Consider the following 17768-nt stretch of genomic DNA (forward strand, 5'->3'; position numbering starts at 1 on the left):
CAGATTTTTCCATCTTTAGATTTTCCAATGAATACCGGATTGGTTTTGGAAAAGATAGACTGGATGCTTTTCTTTTTTAGAATACTTATACAGGATAGATGAAATTATTTTTTGAAAATGCCCTGTTGATAAAAGTAATAAATACATTTTTTGAATTCAGGTTTAATGATTCATCTTGTATTTTTTTTACCCATTCTTCGAAGCCTACTCTTTCTGAATTGTAGAAACAAAGCCTTTTTCGATTCTGTATTTCATCTGAAAAATTATATAATGTATATCTCTTATTTTGGGGTTTCAAAGATAAAAGATGAAATTTGTTAATATTCTTATCTACATTAGAATGAGATTAAAATGTCATTAGAATATGCTGGTTGGATTTGTTTTTTTTATGATCGTTATCATATTATTTATAGATTCACCGCTTTGAATCTGAAAAGATCAGCAGGAAACTTAAAGAATGAATTAAAAGTTCAACAAATTTCTTTTTAACCTTGTTCATTTTTAGTAAATTTGTCAACCTTTAAATATTAAAATAAAATAATAAAAATAATATGAATCTTCACGAGTATCAATCAAAAGAGATTTTATCAAAGTATGGAGTAGCTATCCAACGTGGTTTCGTTGCAAACAACGTAGACGAAGCTGTAGCTGCTGCTGAAAAACTAACTGCTGAAACCGGAGCACAAGCTTGGGTTGTAAAAGCGCAGATTCACGCAGGTGGTCGTGGTAAAGGTGGAGGTGTTAAGTTTTCTCCAAACATGGACAAGCTTAAAGAAAATGCTCAGAATATCATCGGAATGCAGTTGGTAACACCACAAACTTCTGCTGAAGGTAAAAAAGTACACTCTGTTTTGGTTGCAGAAGATGTTTATTATCCTGGAGAATCTGAAACTAAAGAATTTTATGTTTCTATTCTTTTAGATAGAGCTGAAGGGAAAAATACAATCGTATATTCTACTGAAGGAGGGATGGATATTGAGCACGTTGCAGAAGTAACTCCTCATTTAATTCATAACGAACTTATTGATCCAGCGATCGGTCTTCAAGGATTCCAGGCTAGAAAAATAGCTTTCAACTTAGGTCTTGAAGGAAATGCTTTTAAAGAATTTGTGAAATTTATTTCATCTCTTTACAATGCTTACACAGGAATTGATGCTTCTCTTTTCGAAATCAACCCAGTGTTGAAAACTTCTGATAACAAAATTATCGCTGTAGATGCTAAAGTAACTTTAGATGACAACTCATTGTTCCGTCACAAAGACTTAGCTGAATTAAGAGATACAAGAGAAGAAGACCCAATGGATGTTGAAGCTGGTGAAGCTGGTCTTAACTTCGTAAAACTAGACGGTAACGTTGCTTGTATGGTAAACGGTGCTGGTCTGGCAATGGCAACTATGGATATCATCAAATTATCTGGTGGTAACCCTGCTAACTTCCTTGACGTAGGAGGTACAGCTGATGCTCAGAGAGTACAGACTGCTTTCGGAATCATCTTAAGAGATCCAAACGTAAAAGCAATCTTAATCAACATCTTCGGAGGTATCGTAAGATGTGACAGAGTTGCTCAAGGTGTTGTAGACGCTTACAAAGCTATGGGTAGCCTTCCGGTTCCATTGATCGTAAGATTACAAGGAACTAATGCTGTAGAAGCTAAAAAATTGATCGATGAGTCTGGTCTTCCGGTTCATTCTGCAATTACTTTAGAAGAAGCTGCAAACAAAGTAAAAGAAGTTTTAGCGTAATCTAAAATTTTCAAATAAATAAGAAACCGTTTCATTTTTGGAACGGTTTTTTTGTGCTTAAAAACTAATTTTTGTTGTAAATAATGAAGGCGCAATAAAATCAAAAATTTTCGGTTAACGTCCACTATTTATTTGCTGCAAATGCACGAGTTTGTTTTATTGATTATATAAAATGGAACAACATAGGCACATAGGCTTATGGACTCGTTTTGTAACCATTATCAGTACTATATAATTTTATAGGGATAGAATCATCACGCCTTAAAAACATTCATATATCCTAAAATCTTTGCATTACTAAAAAGCCACTCCAAATCGAAGTAGCTTAGTAGTAATTTATTCACAAACATCTGTGAAATCTGTGGGAAATAAAAATGAACTATTTATCCTGGCTTTCAGGTGGATTGCTTTCTCCATTTGTAATACTGATACTTGTAGGAGTTACCAGCAGAATTTTATCCACATCAAATCGCTCCTTAATATTTAAATAGGCTTTACTTCTTACCTGTGCCAGATTTGCTCCAATTTTGATCCAGAATTTTACCTGAAGATTAAAAGATCCTTGTTTCAAATCAGTAAATATTACCTCTGCAGTATCCAGTTTATCAACATTATCAAGATTTTTTATCACATCCAGGATTCCTTTCTGGGCTTTACTAATGTCTTCATCGGCAGGAATTTCAAAATTTAAGATAATTCTGCGCTGAGGGGATGCCGTAATATTATAAAACGGAGCATTAAAAACCACCTGATTGGGGATATAAGCTTTCTTTCCATCGTCTGTAAGGATTTTAGTTGTTAAAAATCCAATCTCCTGTACGGTCCCGGAATGATTCCCTATGGTAATATAATCCCCCACTTTAAAGGCTTTGTCAATACCAATAAGCATTCCTGAAAAGATACTGGAAACAAGATCTTTCAAAGCAACTCCGGCAATAACCCCGGCTACTCCCAGACTTCCTATAAATTTCCACAGGAAACCACTGAAGCCCATAATTTCAAGGGAAATAAATGTTCCCATCAGCATAATCAGGAATCTGAATATACTGATTAAGGTAACCAGTGAGCTCTCTTTCTGACTTTTGGGAAAGAATTTGTGAAATAGTTTTACGGCAATCTGGCTCAGGTATTTACTTGTAATAAGAAAAAATGTAAATACTAAAATGCCGACAATCAGTTTAGGAGTAAGCTCTGCGAACGTTACATACCAACTTTCCAATACCTTATACACCAAGTCTATGTAGGTGAGTCCGGTTTTCTCCATGAATAAAATTTTACATTAAATATATAAATTTTCAACAAAAATTTTGCCAGTATCAAAAAGTCTACTAAATTTGTAGACTAACAAACACGAAATATTATGTCAATCAAACTAGGAGATACAGCGCCGGACTTTCATGCAGAATCATCTGTAGGTGATATCAGATTCTATAATTATCTGGGAGATTCCTGGGGGATTTTATTTTCACACCCGGCAGATTATACTCCGGTATGTACTACAGAGCTGGGATTTACTTCTAAATTACAATCCGAATTTGCTCAAAGAAATACAAAAGTGATTGCATTAAGTGTGGATGGGGTAGAGGATCATCAGAATTGGGTAAAAGACATTAATGAAACTCAGCATACTGATGTACAGTTTCCGATCATCGCAGACAAAGAAAGAAAAGTGTCTGAGCTTTATGATTTTATCCATCCGAACGCATCAGCCACGGCAACGGTGCGCTCCTTATTGATTATTGACCCTGCTAAGAAAGTGAGGCTTATTATTACTTATCCTGCCTCTACAGGAAGAAATTTTAATGAAATCCTGAGGGTATTGGATTCTTTACAGTTGGTGGACCGTTATCAGGTAGCTACTCCGGTAAATTGGGAAAACGGAGATGATGTTATTATTCCACCCACAGTTTCTACAGAAGATGCCATTAAAAAATTTCCAAAAGGGGTGACTGAGATAAAACCGTATTTAAGATATACGCCCCAACCTAATACATGATTTATTTGATTTTTTATAGTTTAGTTTTAATTTGTACGAAAAGCGCCCCGAAATAAAATTCCGGGGCGCTTTCAATTTTTTATAAGTATTTCAGTGATTACTTAACGTCGTTGATGATTTGTTTTCCTTTAGAAGTAGGAAGATAAATCTGGAATCCTAAACCAAAAGTAATTTTGTTAGTATATCCACCGTTTCCGAATCCAGCATTCGCATCATATTTAACTAAACCTTCTAAACCAATATTTGGTGTAATGAAGTAAGAATACCCAGGACCGAATCCAAAATTAAGACCGTTAGAAGAAGAACCTCCTTTAGAGATTGATGTTCCTCCAACACCTAAATTACCTTCCAAGAACCATCTTCCGTGGTGTAACAGGTTGTTTACTCCCTGCTCTCCCGGGTTAAGATAGTAACGTCCTAATGCTCCTACATTATAAGTGAATGTAGTTGGCGCATCTTTAGCTCCTTTGAAGCCTAAATCTACATATCCACCCACTGCAATGTTATCTTCAATAAAGTAAGCTCCTTTAGGCTGGATGTTGAAATCATAACCACCTCCTTTGTTTAATCCAAAGTTGGCGCCTGCAAGGTTACCCCCTACCATCCAATTACCTTTCTGAATCTGAGCGTTTGCAGTTGCTGTTAAACCTGCTACAGCTAATATCCCTGTTAAAATAAGTTTTTTCATAATTTATTATTTTAATAATTAAATGTTTATTATTAACGAATTATAGAAAAAACAATAAATGTGCCAGAGTCTTAATTTTAGACAATTTTTCTAAATTAATGTTAATAATATCAATAAGATAGGATATGTATATATAACTTTATTATTGAATATTTCATAATTAAATAATATAAAAGTTTAAGGGATGGAGGAAAAATTGCTAAAGTCTCAAAGAATTATTATTTCTGTTTTTATTACTCAGACAGAAAAAGTAGGGATGTTATTAATAATTTTATAAAATCTGCAGTTTTTTTATTTTCATCTTTCTCTATTAGTTAAATAAGTAAAAGAAGAATGGAGATAACAAGTCCTGCAATCGTAAACTTGATCCCGCGTTTGAAAGCTTTTGTCTTCGGATTAAACATCCAGAAACTTGAGATCACAAAGAAGAAAAGAGCAACTCCGAAAAATACACTTAGTGGAGCTATGGCATCTTTAGATTGTGATTTGTGAAGAGAAACCATTTTATCCAACACAAAAGGCAGTTCCATTTTAGAATACTTAGCGATCCCTGTAGAAGAATCATAGGTTCCTTTTTTAAAATGAAGAACGGTACCTTCAGTCTTTTCTACTTCAAGGCCTTTCATCTTTAATTCCTTTTTCAGTTCTTTTTCAGATAGATTAGCAGATAAAGTCTTTTCATACTTTTTTTCGCTCTTTAGAAAATCTGTGTCTCTGTAGACCAGAATAATTCCACTTACAGCATACACAGCCATAATACCAGCCAGGAAATATCCCAGATAGCGGTGTGTAATTCTCATGAAACTTCTGGTGTCTTTAATCTTATCCATATCGTTTTTTTGTTTTGTTTTTAAATTTCAAAAGTGGAAACTGCAAAAATGCAGCTTCCACTTTTAATAAAGAAGTAATTATATATTTAATTCTACAGCTTGTATGTCAATGTAAAATAATAATTTCTTGGAGTAATTGGATTTACTGAATAATTCTCGTGAACATTATAGTTCACTACGTCAAACAGGTTCCCCACTTTCCCTTGGATTGAAAATTTTTGCCATTCGTATCCAAGTGACACCGAAACAGTTGTGTAATCTTTTAGATCAAACATTCTACTTACATTGTTTCTACTGGAGTTTGTAGATTTTGTATCATTCCATCCAGCGATTCTGTCTCCGATATAATATACTCCGGCTCCAATTTTTAATCCTTTTACATAATTCGTAAACTTATAGAAAACAGAAGCATTTGCTGTGGTAGCTGGCGTTCTTACTAATCTTTGGTTTTCAACATATCCTTTATCTGGCGTGTCAATGTAAACAGAATTGTTATATGAGAAACCTCCGATTATAGATAAGTTTTCCGTTGGATTTCCTGTAATGTCTAATTCTACACCACGGCTTCTCATATTACCTGCAAATTCTTTAAGATTGGTATCCGTTGAGGTTATAGGTGCTCCGTTTGAACTGGAGGCAAACCAATACGTTTGATAATAATTGTTGTACATGATCTGGTAAGCCGTTAAGTTAACAGCTAAAGCATTGTTCCAGAAGTTCTTTTTTATACCAATTTCATATTGATCAACTGTTGAAGGTTTTATACTTTGCTTTGATAAATTATTTAATTGATTTTGAACTTGTGTAGTAGATTGATTGGTATTTACCGTACCAAATTGATCTGAAGTATATCCTGCATTCGAAGCAAATGAATTAGTATAAGTTGCGAACACTGAAAGGTTATCATTTGGAGCATACACTAAACCTACTTTTGGAGAAAATGCGTTGTCAGAAGTTGATGAATTTGCTACCGCAATTTTATCATTTAAAGTAAAACGGGTTGTAAGGGTTGGCATATTTTCTACATATGACCATCTTAATCCTGCAATTACTTTAAGTTGCTTTGTTATACTAATAAAATCTTGTGCATAGATTCCAATTCTTCTCGTGTTGATTCTATTTCTCGTACTAAGAGTAGAATTGGGCATACCAATATTTCCCCATGTTGAAGGATCATCTAAATAAAGAAGATTTTTTGGATCAGTAACATTATAAGTATAAGCATCTGCCTGACTATAATCTGCATCTGCACCAATTAATACCTTATGATTTATTTTTCCGGTATTGAATTCACCATTGATGTTTACTTGCGCAGAAGTATAATTTTGTTCATTGTAGGTTCTACCAAAAGGTCTTTTCCAAGATAATCTGTTAGGGTCTACACTGGCATCTTTAGTATCATAAATCCACTGTACTCTTTCAGAAGAGAAATAGTCTTTAGTATAGTTTTGATAAGAAGCAGTAGCATTTAAAGACCATCTTTCATTAAATTTATGGTTGAAAGTTACATTCGTAGAAGCTTGCTGTACATTTTGATATTGCCAGTCAGTTCCAAAGAAAGTACTTCTTGCAACAGAATTATTTAATCTATAGCTTTGATCTTTTTCAGTAATAGATCCAATTCCGAAATCGGGAGTAAAATTATTTTTAAGATAATCTGCCTCAACAATTAACTGAGATTTTTCACTTAAATTAAATAAAAATGAAGGATTGAAGTAGTATTTTTCTGATTGTACAACATCTCTGAAGCTTTCTGCATACTCATAAGCACCATTTACTCTAAATGCAATATTTTTAGCTAAAGGTCCATAAATATCAACGGTTGGCTTATAAGAATTCCAACTTCCTCCATTTAATCCTATAGTTCCTCCAAAATTGAATTTAGGTTTTTTGGTAATCATATTGATAACACCACCTGCAGCGGTATTACCAAAAAGCATAGCATTGGCTCCCTTTAAAACTTCTACTCTTTCCAGACCACTTACTTCAGGGAAAATTCCACTATTTATTCGTGAACCATTCTTGAAAATATTATCATTTCCTAAAGCAAAACCACGCCCACCAAAGCTATCTTGAGAATTTCCTCTTGATGAAGTAACATATACCCCGTTGACATTCTGAAGAACATCGCTCAATTGTTTTGCCTGTTGCTGCTCAATGATTTCGTGAGTCACGATAGCAATCGGCTGAGGGTTTTCCATTACCGTCAGGTTAGACTTTGTAGATAATGTTCTTGCTTGGTTTGGATTCCCCGTTTTATGAAGATTGATGTCTTCAATCGTTTGAGTTCTGATCGTATCTGCTTCAACGTTTTTAAGCTGTGCACCCACTGAAACAGCGGCAAATAGAAGACCTAAAGAAAGTAGTTGTCTTTTCATTTTATTTTTATGTAGAACAGTTTTAAATAAGGCGCAAATGTAAGTATTTGTTTAGAATGAATAAAAATTAATTTATGATTTTCGTCATGTCTTTTAAGGGTGAAATATATGGATTGTTTCTATGCTTATTGTGGACTCATAATCCGAAGTTTTTTATGAATATATTTGTTGAAAAATTAAAATATGCAACTGGTAAGAGCTGGGCTTTGCGCCTTTGGAATGAGTGGAAAAGTATTTCATGCTCCTTTTTTAAAAGAACATCCGGGATTCTTCATTTCTGCTGTAGTAGAAAGAAGCAAGGAAGAATCCAAAGAAAAGTATCCTGAAGCTACTATCTATAGGTCGGTGGAAGAAATGCTTCAAAATGCAGAGATAGAATTGGTGATTATCAATACTCCGGTTCAGACACATTATGAATATGCTAAAAAAGCTTTGGAAGCTGGAAAAAACATTGTTGTTGAAAAACCATTTACAGTAGATGTAGCAGAAGCAGAAGAACTGGTAAAGCTGGCAGAAGAGAAAGGGGTATTTTTAAGTGTATATCAGAACAGAAGATTTGATCGTGACTTCCAGCAGGTACAAAAAGTTTTAAATGAAGGGAAATTAGGAAACATTAAAGAAGTAGAAATCCGTTTTGATAGATTCCGTACTACACCTAGTGGAAAGCAGCATAAGGAAAATCCGGACCAGATAGGTTCAGGTTCATTGCATGATCTTGGAGCACACCTTGTAGATCAGGCAGTACAGTACTTCGGGTATCCTGAAAAACTTTTTGCTGATGTATTTTCTATGAAAGGGCCTGAGTTTGCAAATGATTATTTTGAGATTCTGTTATTCTATAAAAGTGATCTGAGAGTACGGCTAAAATCTTCGGTTTTCACTAAAGAAGATCATTATGCTTATAAAATACATGGCGACAGAGGAAGTTTTCTACAGGAAAGAACCGATAATCAGGAAACCGAATTGGTTGCAGGAGCCATTCCTGTCTATGGAAAAGAATGGATGCAGCCTCTGAAAGAAACAGACGGGATTGTAAACTATCTGAATGAAAACTCTGAAACGGAGCGAATATTGACTTCAAGCGAAGCCGGAAATTACATGGATTATTACCAGCAAATCTATGAACATATTGTTTTCGGATATCCTTTACCTTCACCCGGAAAAGAAGTGATTCAGAATATGAATATTATAGAGGCATCATTGAAAAGTGCACAAGAAGGAAAGGTAATTATATTATAAACTATAGGTGAGTGATGAATGAATTCAAAGTATTTGAGAATAAAAGAATAGATAAGTACTCGGTCTGACTACTATTAACCTTGAACTTTAACCCTTAAACTTTGAACTCATTCATCCCTTATATTTTTTACATGACTTCCTGAAGTTCAAGCCATCTCATCTCATGGTTTTCCAGTTTTTCAGAAATGGTTTCCAGTTCAGAGGAAAGCTTGGCTATCTTTTCATAATCGGTTTCATTATTGAGCTGATCTAGAATTTTTGCACGCTGTTCTTCAAGTTCAGGCATCTCTTTTTCAATGGTTTCCAATTCCCTTTGTTCTTTAAAAGTTAATTTTCTTTTAGGAGTATGAGAAGGTGAAGGATTTTCTGTAACGGCAACCGCTTCTTTTACAGGTTCAGGTTTTACAGCAGTATTTTTTTCTAAAGCTTCTTCTCGGCTTTTCGCTTCACGGTATTCAGAGAAATTTCCTACAAAATCCCTGATTTTTCCATCTCCTTCAAAAGCAAGAACGTGATCTACAATTCTGTCCATGAAATATCTGTCGTGGGAAACAATGATTAAAGATCCCTGAAATTGTTGCAAAAAGTTTTCAAGAACGGTTAATGTAGGAAGATCCAGGTCATTCGTAGGTTCATCAAAAATCAAGAAATTAGGATTCTGATATAAAATATACATGAGATGAAGTCTTCTCTTTTCACCTCCTGATAATTTTGAAATAGGAGAGTATTGTGTTTGATCGTCAAATAAAAATAACCTCAGGAACTGTGATGCAGAAAGGCTTTTTCCATTGGCTAAAGGATAGAATTCTGCAATTTCCTTAATGAAATCAATCACACGTTCGTCCTCTTTATAAGTAAGACCTTTCTGTGCAAAATACCCGAAAGAAATGGTTTCTCCCGTTTCAATTTCTCCTTTGTCAACCTTTTCCAATCCCTGAATAATATTCAGCAGTGTAGATTTTCCGGCTCCGTTTTTTCCGATAATTCCCACTTTCTCACCCCGTTGAAATTGGTAGCTGAAATCTTTTAATAATATTTTATTTCCAAAGCTTTTATCAATATGCTTCAATTCAAGAATTTTATTTCCTAAACGTTTCATTTCAAAATCCAGTTCCAAACCTTGTTTTCTCGTATCGGTTTTGGCTACTTTTTCTGTTTCGTAGAAAGAATCAATTCTGCTTTTGGATTTTGTAGTTCTTGCTTTAGGTTGTCTTCGCATCCATTCCAATTCCTTTCTGTAAAGATTATTGGCCTTATCGATGGTGGCGTTAAGATTATCCTCACGAATCATTTTATTTTCAAGATACGTTGCATATGAACCATTATGAACATAAAGATTTCTATCTTCCATTTCCCAGATAATATCACAAACGCTGTCCAGGAAATATCGGTCGTGAGTAACAAGCAGCAAGGTGATTTTTGCTTTGTTCAGATAATTTTCAAGCCATTCCACCATATCTACATCCAGGTGGTTGGTAGGCTCATCCATGATGAGGAGTGTGTGCTTGTGTTCAGCTCTGGTTTCTGTCAATAGCTTAGCTAATGCAACCCGTTTAATTTGCCCTCCGGAAAGAGTTCCCATTTTAGCATCAAGATCAGTGATCTTAAGCTGGGAAAGGATTTGCTTCATCTCATTTTCCAGATCCCAAGCTTTGTGGACTTCCATATCACCCAATGCTTTTTCAATGAAATCATGATCTGTAGAATGAAGAGATTTGTGATAGTTCTTCAAAGCAAGAATAGGCTCAGACTCCAGGGCCATCATGAATTCCTCAATGCTTAGATTGGAATCAAAATCAATTTCCTGGTCGAATAAAACAACCTGAATATCTTTATTAATGATCGCAGTACCGCTGTCTGCAATTTCTTTACCCATTAAAATTTTCAGAAGGGTAGATTTTCCACTTCCATTTTTGGCAACAATGGCAATTTTGTCTCCTTCATTGATGTGAAAGGAAATGTTTTCAAACAAAACTTTGATGCCGTAAGATTTGGTGAGATTTTCTGCAGAAACGTAATTCATTGGGAATTAATAGTTTGATTTTAATTTTGAACTGAGCCGCAAAAATACGAAAATGTAACCATAAAACTTTCTGCAAGCCTCTTTATAAAAATGGATATTTATAATTTATTAATAAACTGTGTCCGTTGTCTCAAAAAATGATTTGGTAAATTTGATGAGAGCTGATACAATTTAAACTTAAACTAATGATAAAAATAATTAAAGTCAAATGAAAAAAGTGATTGTTGATATGGATGGGGTGATGGCGGATGTATATCATCAGCTGATTCAATTTGAAAAAAGAGATACCGGGAGAAATATTGAACTGGATGGAATAGCAGGGAAACCTGAACAGGAAGCTTTTCCTAATGGAAAGCAACATGTAAATGAAATTGGGTTTTTCAGAACATTGCCTGTAATGAAAGGAAGTAGGGAGGCAATAGAGTACTTGAATAACAAATATGAACTGTACATTGTTTCTGCGGGAATGGAATTTCCCAATAGCTTAAGAGAAAAATATGACTGGCTGGCTGAACATTTTCCATTCATTACATGGGAGCAGATTGTTCTGTGTGGCAGTAAAAAAGTAGTATCAGGAGATGTAATGATTGATGATTATCCAAAGAATTTAGATCACTTTTCAGGACAGCGATTGATTTTTACACAACCTCATAACGAACTGGTTGAAAATGAAACCTATAAAAGAGTGAATTCATGGGAAGAAATTATGGAGATTTTGTAAGGAGAAAGTAACATTTAGAATTTTTTTAGAATTAATGCACTAAAACATAAAATAATTAGAATAAATTTAACTAAAAGCGTATTAAATTTAATAATGCCTTATGAATATCGATGGTTGTAAAATAGATAAGTTTGCATCAAACTTTTAACATGAAAAAACTTAGCGTTTTATCCTTTATTCTAGCGGTTTCAGCCTTCAACGCACAGGTGATTTCCGGAACCATTATATCCAAAAATGAAAACCAGCCCGTTCCTTATGTAAAAATTGGGGTGGAAAAAAAGACTACCGGAACCATTTCAGATGGAAAAGGAAATTTTTCAATAGATCTTACGGGATTGGATCCGCAGCAAAAGGTGAAAATAGAAGTACCGGGGTATGAGCTGTATGAGGAATCCGTACAGAATTTTAAAACACATAATCTCCAGAAAATATTTCTAAATGAGAAAACAAAAGCAATCAAGGAGATCGCCATTAAGCCTAAAAAACTAGTAGATAAAAATTGGGGTGTCACTACGAAAACCAAAAGTGTTTTGTATTTTGTTAATCCGGCGGGGGACAAAGCGGGCTTCCTGGGAGAAACTGCTTTGCAATTTAATACAAAGAAAAAATCTAAGATCAAAAACATTAATCTGAATATTGCCAAATATTCTTCCACAGAACCCGTTTTGATGCGATATAGTATCTATAGTGAAAAAGACGGTTTTCCAGATAAAAATCTCTTGGACGAAGAAATAACAGTGCAGCTTACCGAGGATATGATTAAAGACGGAACATATACTCTCGATGTGAATGACCATAATATTTGGGTGAAAGGTAAGTTCTTTGTAGGGGTTAATTTTTTAAAAGAATTTAATGGATACATTAAAATCAGCGCTGCTTTATTCAAAACAGGATTCATAAGAGAGTTCTATGGAGACTGGAAAAAAATGACTATTGCGGCACCAGCTATAAATATTGATGTGAAAATGGATAAAAACGGAAAAGATACCAACGACGATGACGGTAGCTATGCAGATGATGACGTTTCTCAGAGTTGGATAACTGATACTTCAAAAAATATAGAGGAAGCAGATAAATCCATATACGGTAAAAATGATTCTGCTGGAAAATACCTGAAACAGAAAGATACAGATCTTTATTATGAAATATATGGAGAAGGTGAACCTTTAGTATTGCTTCACGGAAACTCAGGGAGTATTAAAGATTTTTATCAGCAAATTCCCGTTCTGTCTAAACAATATAAAGTGATTGCAGTAGATACAAGAGGGCAGGGAAAAAGTAAAGATAGCTCCAAAAGAGATTTTACATATAAAGTGTTTGCCAATGATGTAAAAGCGCTGGCAGATGAGCTAAAACTGGTTAAGATAAATATAGTTGGCTGGAGTGATGGTGGAAATACGGGACTTGAATTTGCCCTGAAATATCCAGAACGCCTCAATAAACTTGTAACCATCGGAGCTAATGCTTTTCCTGAAGGAGTGGAGGATAAACTTATCGAACGTTTTACCAATCAAATGAAACAGCTGAATGATATGGCACCTGAAGAAGCATTTGGAGAACGCAGGCTTCTAAAGATCATGCTTACACAGCCTAATATCAGTAAGAATGATTTAAATAAAATAAAAAGTCCGGTTTTGGTTATTGCGGGTGATAGAGATGTAATTAAACCAGATCATACCGAATTTATTTCCAAGCAAATTCCAAACGCTGAAAAGAAAATCTATAATGATACCACCCATATGGTTCCTTTTGAAAAACCAGATCAGCTGAATGCAGATATTGTAAGCTTTCTCGGGAAGAAGTAGGTGAAAAGTAGGTAGAAAGTCTAAAAGCTCCTTTTCATTTCAATATTGAAATGAAAAGGAGCTTTTTTTAAATAATGGAAAAGCAAACAAACTTTAAGTTGTTATTTGGGATTTCAGTAACTTCCATTTCCTGTATCCATCTTCCTTACTCATCAATCCAATGTCAGTCTTTTCAGAGACCATGAACTACCATTGTAAATATCAAGATCTACCTTCGTATTAATTCCGTGGACAATTCCATTTTCAGTAAATTGCCAGAAATCCCATTGGTCATCAGGAGATGGAGTAGGAACATCATTGTAATTGGCTAGCCATAAGGGATAATCTTTAAATTCACCCTTCAGAAAATCTTTATAATAATGGTAGTAAGTGTAAATGATAGGCTTCTCACCATAGGTTTCTTCTACAATTTTACACCATACTTTCAGATCTTCCACTAATTTTTTATTCGTTTTCCGTTTCGGAATTTTTTCAATATCCAGAATAGGAGGAAGATCTCCACTTTCCAGTTTTACATTCGCTAAAAAATTATTCGCCTGAATCACCGGGTCTTCATCAGCTCTGTAAAAATGATAAGCACCCCGGATCAGGTTATGTTTTTTAGCCATTTCCCAAAACTCATCAAAATGTTTATCTGCACTTTTATTTCCCATAGTAGCACGCATTACCACAAATTCCAGAGGAATGGTTTTGTTGCCGATACTGAGACTGTCCCATTTGATGTCTTCCCTGTTTTGATAATGAGAAACATCAAAACCATAGGTCTTATCAAGATTATTGGCTAATATTCTTTGGATTCTTGAGCTTTCTTTTTCGCTGTTGTGAAGCTTTTTATGGATAAACTTATTAAAGTACAAGGCATAGTAGTAGCTTACGGATTGCTTAAGGTAAAATCCGGTTCCAATTAAAGCTACAATTAAGATGGCTAATATCACCTTCCGACGGAAAAAATAGCTGTTCCGTCTGTTTTTGTGAATCTGTTTGGCAGTTTTTTTGGTGTACTTCTTAGGTGTCATAAAGTTTTGCAAAACTAACTTTTTTCACTACTAAATGCTAAATAAAATCAGTAAATTTGTGTATTATGGAAACACGCGAAAAAATCATCATTATAGGAGGAGGATTTGCGGGGCTACAGCTTGCAAAAACATTGAATAACAAGAACAAAAAGGTTATTGTTCTGGATCGGATGAATCACCATATGTTTCAGCCGCTTTTTTATCAGGTAGCCTCAGGAAGGATAGAACCTTCTAATATTTCTTTCCCCTTCAGAAAGATTTTTCAGCAATCCAGAAACACTCAATTCCGGATGACGGATGTGAAGGAAATAGATGCTGCAAACAATAAGGTTATTACGGATGAAGCAGAATTTACTTACGATAAGCTTATTATAGCAACAGGATGTAAAACTAATTTTTTCGGTAATAAAGAACTTGAAGGGAAGGCCTTTGGAATGAAGAATACACAGGAAGCAATCAGTATCAGAAATCACGTTCTGATGACCTTTGAAAAACTGATTATTGAAAAAAGCCGGAGCGACGACGGAAACTGGAATATTGTTATCGTAGGAAGCGGACCAACCGGTGTGGAATTGGCAGGAGCCTTTGCCGAAATGAAAAAAGATATTCTACCAAGAGATTATCCTTACATGAATTTCGATCATTTGAAGATTATTCTGGTAAGCTCTACAGAAAAACCACTTGCTGTAATGAGTAGTGAAGCCCAGGAGAAATCTGAAAAATACCTTAAAGATCTTGGAGTAACCTTTATGAGTGGGGAAGTGGTTACAGATTATGATGGGGATAAAGTACATTTGAAAAGTGGAAAAGAAATACCATCCAATAACGTAATCTGGGCCGCAGGCGTTACAGGAAATGTAATCGACGGTTTCCCTGAAGACAAATTAGTAAGAAACAGATATATCGTAGACCGGTACAATAAAATAAAAGGGTATGATAATGTGTATGCAATTGGTGATATTGCCTATATGGAAACCTCTAAATATCCACAAGGACATCCACAGGTAGCCAACGTAGCCATTAATCAGGCCAAAAACTTAGGGAAAAACCTGTTGAAGAAAAATACAGGGGAGTGGAAGGAATATGAATACGATGACCAAGGTTCTTTAGCAACCATAGGAAAGCACAGAGCTGTTGTAGATCTTCCTTTCATAAAATTTCAGGGATTTTTAGCCTGGTATTTCTGGATGTTTCTCCATTTAATGCTAATTTTGAGCGTTCGAAATAAGCTGGCCATATTTTTCAACTGGATGTGGAGCTATATCAACAAGGATTCTTCCTTAAGATTAATTATTATACCTACTAAGAAAAACGGAACATTACAATGAGAATTGATATCATAAGCGTACTTCCAGAATTGATGGAAAGTCCATTTAAAACCTCTATTTTAAAAAGAGCAATGGACAAAGGACTGGCAGAAGTACATTTTCACCATCTGAGAGACTGGGCAACCAATAAGCACAAACAAATTGATGATGAACCTTACGGAGGCGGAGCAGGAATGGTGATGATGGTAGAACCATTAGATAATTGTATCGCAGAACTTAAGTCCCAGAGAGAATATGATGAGGTGATTTATCTGACACCTGATGGAGTAACTCTGAACCAGAAAATAGCCAATTCTCTTTCTATAAAAAAGAACCTGATCTTTCTTTGCGGACATTATAAAGGAATAGATCAGAGAGTGAGAGATCTTCATATTACCAAAGAAATATCAATTGGTGATTATGTACTTACTGGAGGCGAACTTGCGGCATGTGTACTGGCTGACTCTATTATAAGACTGCTTCCGGGAGTTTTAAATGATGAGCAGAGTGCTTTAACAGACAGTTTTCAGGATGATCTTCTGTCACCTCCAATCTATACGCGACCAGAAAGCTATAAAGGACTTGATGTTCCTAAGATTTTATTGAGCGGGAATTTTAAGAAAATTGAAGAATGGCGTCATGATGAAGCTGTAAGAATTACCAAAGAAAAACGCCCTGATCTCCTTTAATATAGTGTTACAGGTTGTTTAAACCCTGTTTTTTTTCATTTATTCTAAATTGCCTGGAAATTAAATGGAATAATATTTGTTATTATTGTGTGTGAAAAGGAAAATATTAGCAACTTTGTTTTTTTTATTGAATTTTTGTTTTCATTATTTTGAATTTTATTTATTATTTTAATTCCGATATATTGAATGGAATAGTGAATTAATTGAAAATTTAATTCACTATAAATAGTTTTATTGATTTTTTTTATTATATTTGAAATATTTCTTATTATAAATTGATTTGCTGGTTTTGTGAGCAGATCAATGCAATTTGAAAAAAATAATAAATTTACATTTAGAAAAAGAGCATATTAATTAAAGTATAGAAATTTGTGTTGATGGAACTATTCTCTTTTTATAATGTTGAAAATTTATTTTTACCCGATCCAAAACCTGTTCATAAATTAGATCCTACAACGTCAGGTTTAAGAAACTGGGATGAGAGAAGATATAAAAATAAACTTTTTAAAATCTCTCATGTATTTCAATTGATGAAGGAGGAAAATGGAGTATTGCCATTTATAATAGGATTGTCAGAAGTTTCCGGAAGGAAAGTTTTAGAAGATCTTGTAGAAATGGAACCTTTTAATTCTGAATATGGAATTGTACATTACAATTCTATGGATGAAAGAAAGGTGGATGTGGCCATGTTATATAATAAAAATAAAGTAGAGGTTCTAGACTCTGAAACCATTACTTTCTTTTTTGAAATAACCTATAAAAACACAGGAAATTACGATACAACCAGAGATGTTCTTTTTTCTAAAATAAAATATAAAGGGGAAATTATTAATGTCTTTATCGCCCATCTTCCCTCTAAGCGCGAAAAAGATATTAATAAACCTAAAAGAGCCTTTATATTAAATGAGGTCCGGCAACGGATCATGAAAATTGTGGATACAGACAAGGAACATGTTATATTGTGTGGTGATTTTAACGAAAACCCGGATGATGAAAATTTAGTGCGAATTCTCTATGACAATGATCATGAGAAGGTTTTGATGAATCCTTTTCAGGAGTTGTTTTCTACAAGAAATTATTCTACTTTTCATTATAAATCTGGATTGCTGTACGATCAGATTATTATGTCAAGATCTCTTCTTGATAATAAAACGCTGGCTTTTCAGGATGCTCATGTGTTCAATTCTGAGAAAATCAGCAGCAGGACCAGAAATTTTGAAGGACGACCTTTCCGAACTTATGCCGGTACCCGGTATTTAGGTGGATACAGCGATCACTTCCCGGTTTTTGTAAAGTTTAAAAGCTTATCATAAAAAACATAAATAATAAAAAAG

Annotated in this window: 14 protein-coding genes; 8 read left to right on the plus strand and 6 right to left on the minus strand. The window is 34.4% G+C overall.

Annotation, left to right across the window (positions count from 1 at the left end; translation table 11 throughout):
• Positions 1–551 precede the first annotated feature (551 nt).
• A complete protein-coding gene (gene sucC / locus NBX25_RS12970) occupies positions 552–1742 on the plus strand; it encodes an ADP-forming succinate--CoA ligase subunit beta (protein ID WP_034694875.1) in 1191 nt (396 codons plus the stop codon).
• A gap of 379 nt (positions 1743–2121) precedes the next feature.
• Here sucC and NBX25_RS12975 read toward each other — a convergent pair whose 3' ends face one another.
• Positions 2122–3006 carry a mechanosensitive ion channel family protein gene (locus NBX25_RS12975; protein WP_123910099.1) on the minus strand — a complete coding sequence of 295 codons (885 nt, stop codon included), beginning with the start codon at positions 3004–3006 and terminating at the stop codon, positions 2122–2124.
• 96 nt (positions 3007–3102) lie between these two features.
• On the opposite strand from NBX25_RS12975, the gene NBX25_RS12980 reads away from it, so the two are divergent.
• On the plus strand, positions 3103–3738 hold the full coding sequence (locus tag NBX25_RS12980; protein ID WP_123910100.1) for a peroxiredoxin: 636 nt from the start codon (positions 3103–3105) through the stop codon (positions 3736–3738).
• 97 nt (positions 3739–3835) lie between these two features.
• Here NBX25_RS12980 and NBX25_RS12985 read toward each other — a convergent pair whose 3' ends face one another.
• The 3 genes from NBX25_RS12985 to NBX25_RS12995 all read right to left on the minus strand — a co-directional run bounded on the left by NBX25_RS12985 (position 3836) and on the right by NBX25_RS12995 (position 7634).
• Positions 3836–4426: an outer membrane beta-barrel protein gene (locus NBX25_RS12985; protein ID WP_123910101.1), complete on the minus strand. Its 591-nt coding sequence runs from the start codon at positions 4424–4426 to the stop codon at positions 3836–3838.
• 314 nt (positions 4427–4740) lie between these two features.
• Positions 4741–5256, minus strand: a complete 516-nt coding sequence (locus tag NBX25_RS12990; protein WP_123857600.1) for a hypothetical protein — start codon at positions 5254–5256, stop codon at positions 4741–4743.
• Positions 5257–5348: 92 nt separating this feature from the next.
• Positions 5349–7634 (minus strand): TonB-dependent siderophore receptor, encoded by a 2286-nt coding sequence (locus tag NBX25_RS12995; RefSeq protein WP_250253915.1) that lies wholly within the window; start codon positions 7632–7634, stop codon positions 5349–5351.
• Positions 7635–7817: 183 nt separating this feature from the next.
• Between NBX25_RS12995 and NBX25_RS13000 the strand changes: the two genes are divergently transcribed.
• Positions 7818–8873: a Gfo/Idh/MocA family oxidoreductase gene (locus NBX25_RS13000; RefSeq protein WP_250253916.1), complete on the plus strand. Its 1056-nt coding sequence runs from the start codon at positions 7818–7820 to the stop codon at positions 8871–8873.
• Positions 8874–9000: 127 nt separating this feature from the next.
• Here NBX25_RS13000 and NBX25_RS13005 read toward each other — a convergent pair whose 3' ends face one another.
• Positions 9001–10896: an ABC-F family ATP-binding cassette domain-containing protein gene (locus NBX25_RS13005; RefSeq protein ID WP_250253917.1), complete on the minus strand. Its 1896-nt coding sequence runs from the start codon at positions 10894–10896 to the stop codon at positions 9001–9003.
• A gap of 208 nt (positions 10897–11104) precedes the next feature.
• Here NBX25_RS13005 and NBX25_RS13010 point away from each other — a divergent pair, with 208 nt between their 5' ends.
• Entirely contained in the window at positions 11105–11617 is a 513-nt protein-coding gene (locus NBX25_RS13010; protein WP_250253919.1) for a 5' nucleotidase, NT5C type, read from the plus strand.
• 149 nt (positions 11618–11766) lie between these two features.
• Complete coding sequence (locus NBX25_RS13015; protein ID WP_250253921.1) at positions 11767–13422, plus strand: alpha/beta fold hydrolase; 1656 nt, start codon at positions 11767–11769, stop codon at positions 13420–13422.
• Between the two features lie 152 nt (positions 13423–13574).
• On the opposite strand, the gene NBX25_RS13020 is transcribed toward NBX25_RS13015, so the two are convergent.
• Entirely contained in the window at positions 13575–14438 is an 864-nt protein-coding gene (locus NBX25_RS13020; RefSeq protein ID WP_250253922.1) for a glycoside hydrolase family 25 protein, read from the minus strand.
• 65 nt (positions 14439–14503) lie between these two features.
• Between NBX25_RS13020 and NBX25_RS13025 the strand changes: the two genes are divergently transcribed.
• From NBX25_RS13025 to NBX25_RS13035, 3 genes are all read left to right on the plus strand, one after another.
• The gene (locus NBX25_RS13025) at positions 14504–15766 is read left to right on the plus strand and encodes an NAD(P)/FAD-dependent oxidoreductase (protein WP_250253923.1); all 1263 of its coding nucleotides are present in this window, start codon (positions 14504–14506) and stop codon (positions 15764–15766) included.
• A complete protein-coding gene (gene trmD, locus NBX25_RS13030) occupies positions 15763–16434 on the plus strand; it encodes a tRNA (guanosine(37)-N1)-methyltransferase TrmD (RefSeq protein ID WP_250253924.1) in 672 nt (223 codons plus the stop codon). The genes NBX25_RS13025 and trmD overlap by 4 nt, the downstream gene beginning before the upstream one ends.
• A gap of 377 nt (positions 16435–16811) precedes the next feature.
• Positions 16812–17747, plus strand: coding sequence for an endonuclease/exonuclease/phosphatase family protein (locus NBX25_RS13035; RefSeq protein ID WP_123910110.1), 936 nt, complete (start codon positions 16812–16814; stop codon positions 17745–17747).
• The last annotated feature ends 21 nt before the right edge of the window (positions 17748–17768 follow it).

Origin of the sequence: Chryseobacterium sp. Marseille-Q3244, from assembly GCF_940807095.1 — a bacterium.
GTDB lineage: Bacteria > Bacteroidota > Bacteroidia > Flavobacteriales > Weeksellaceae > Chryseobacterium.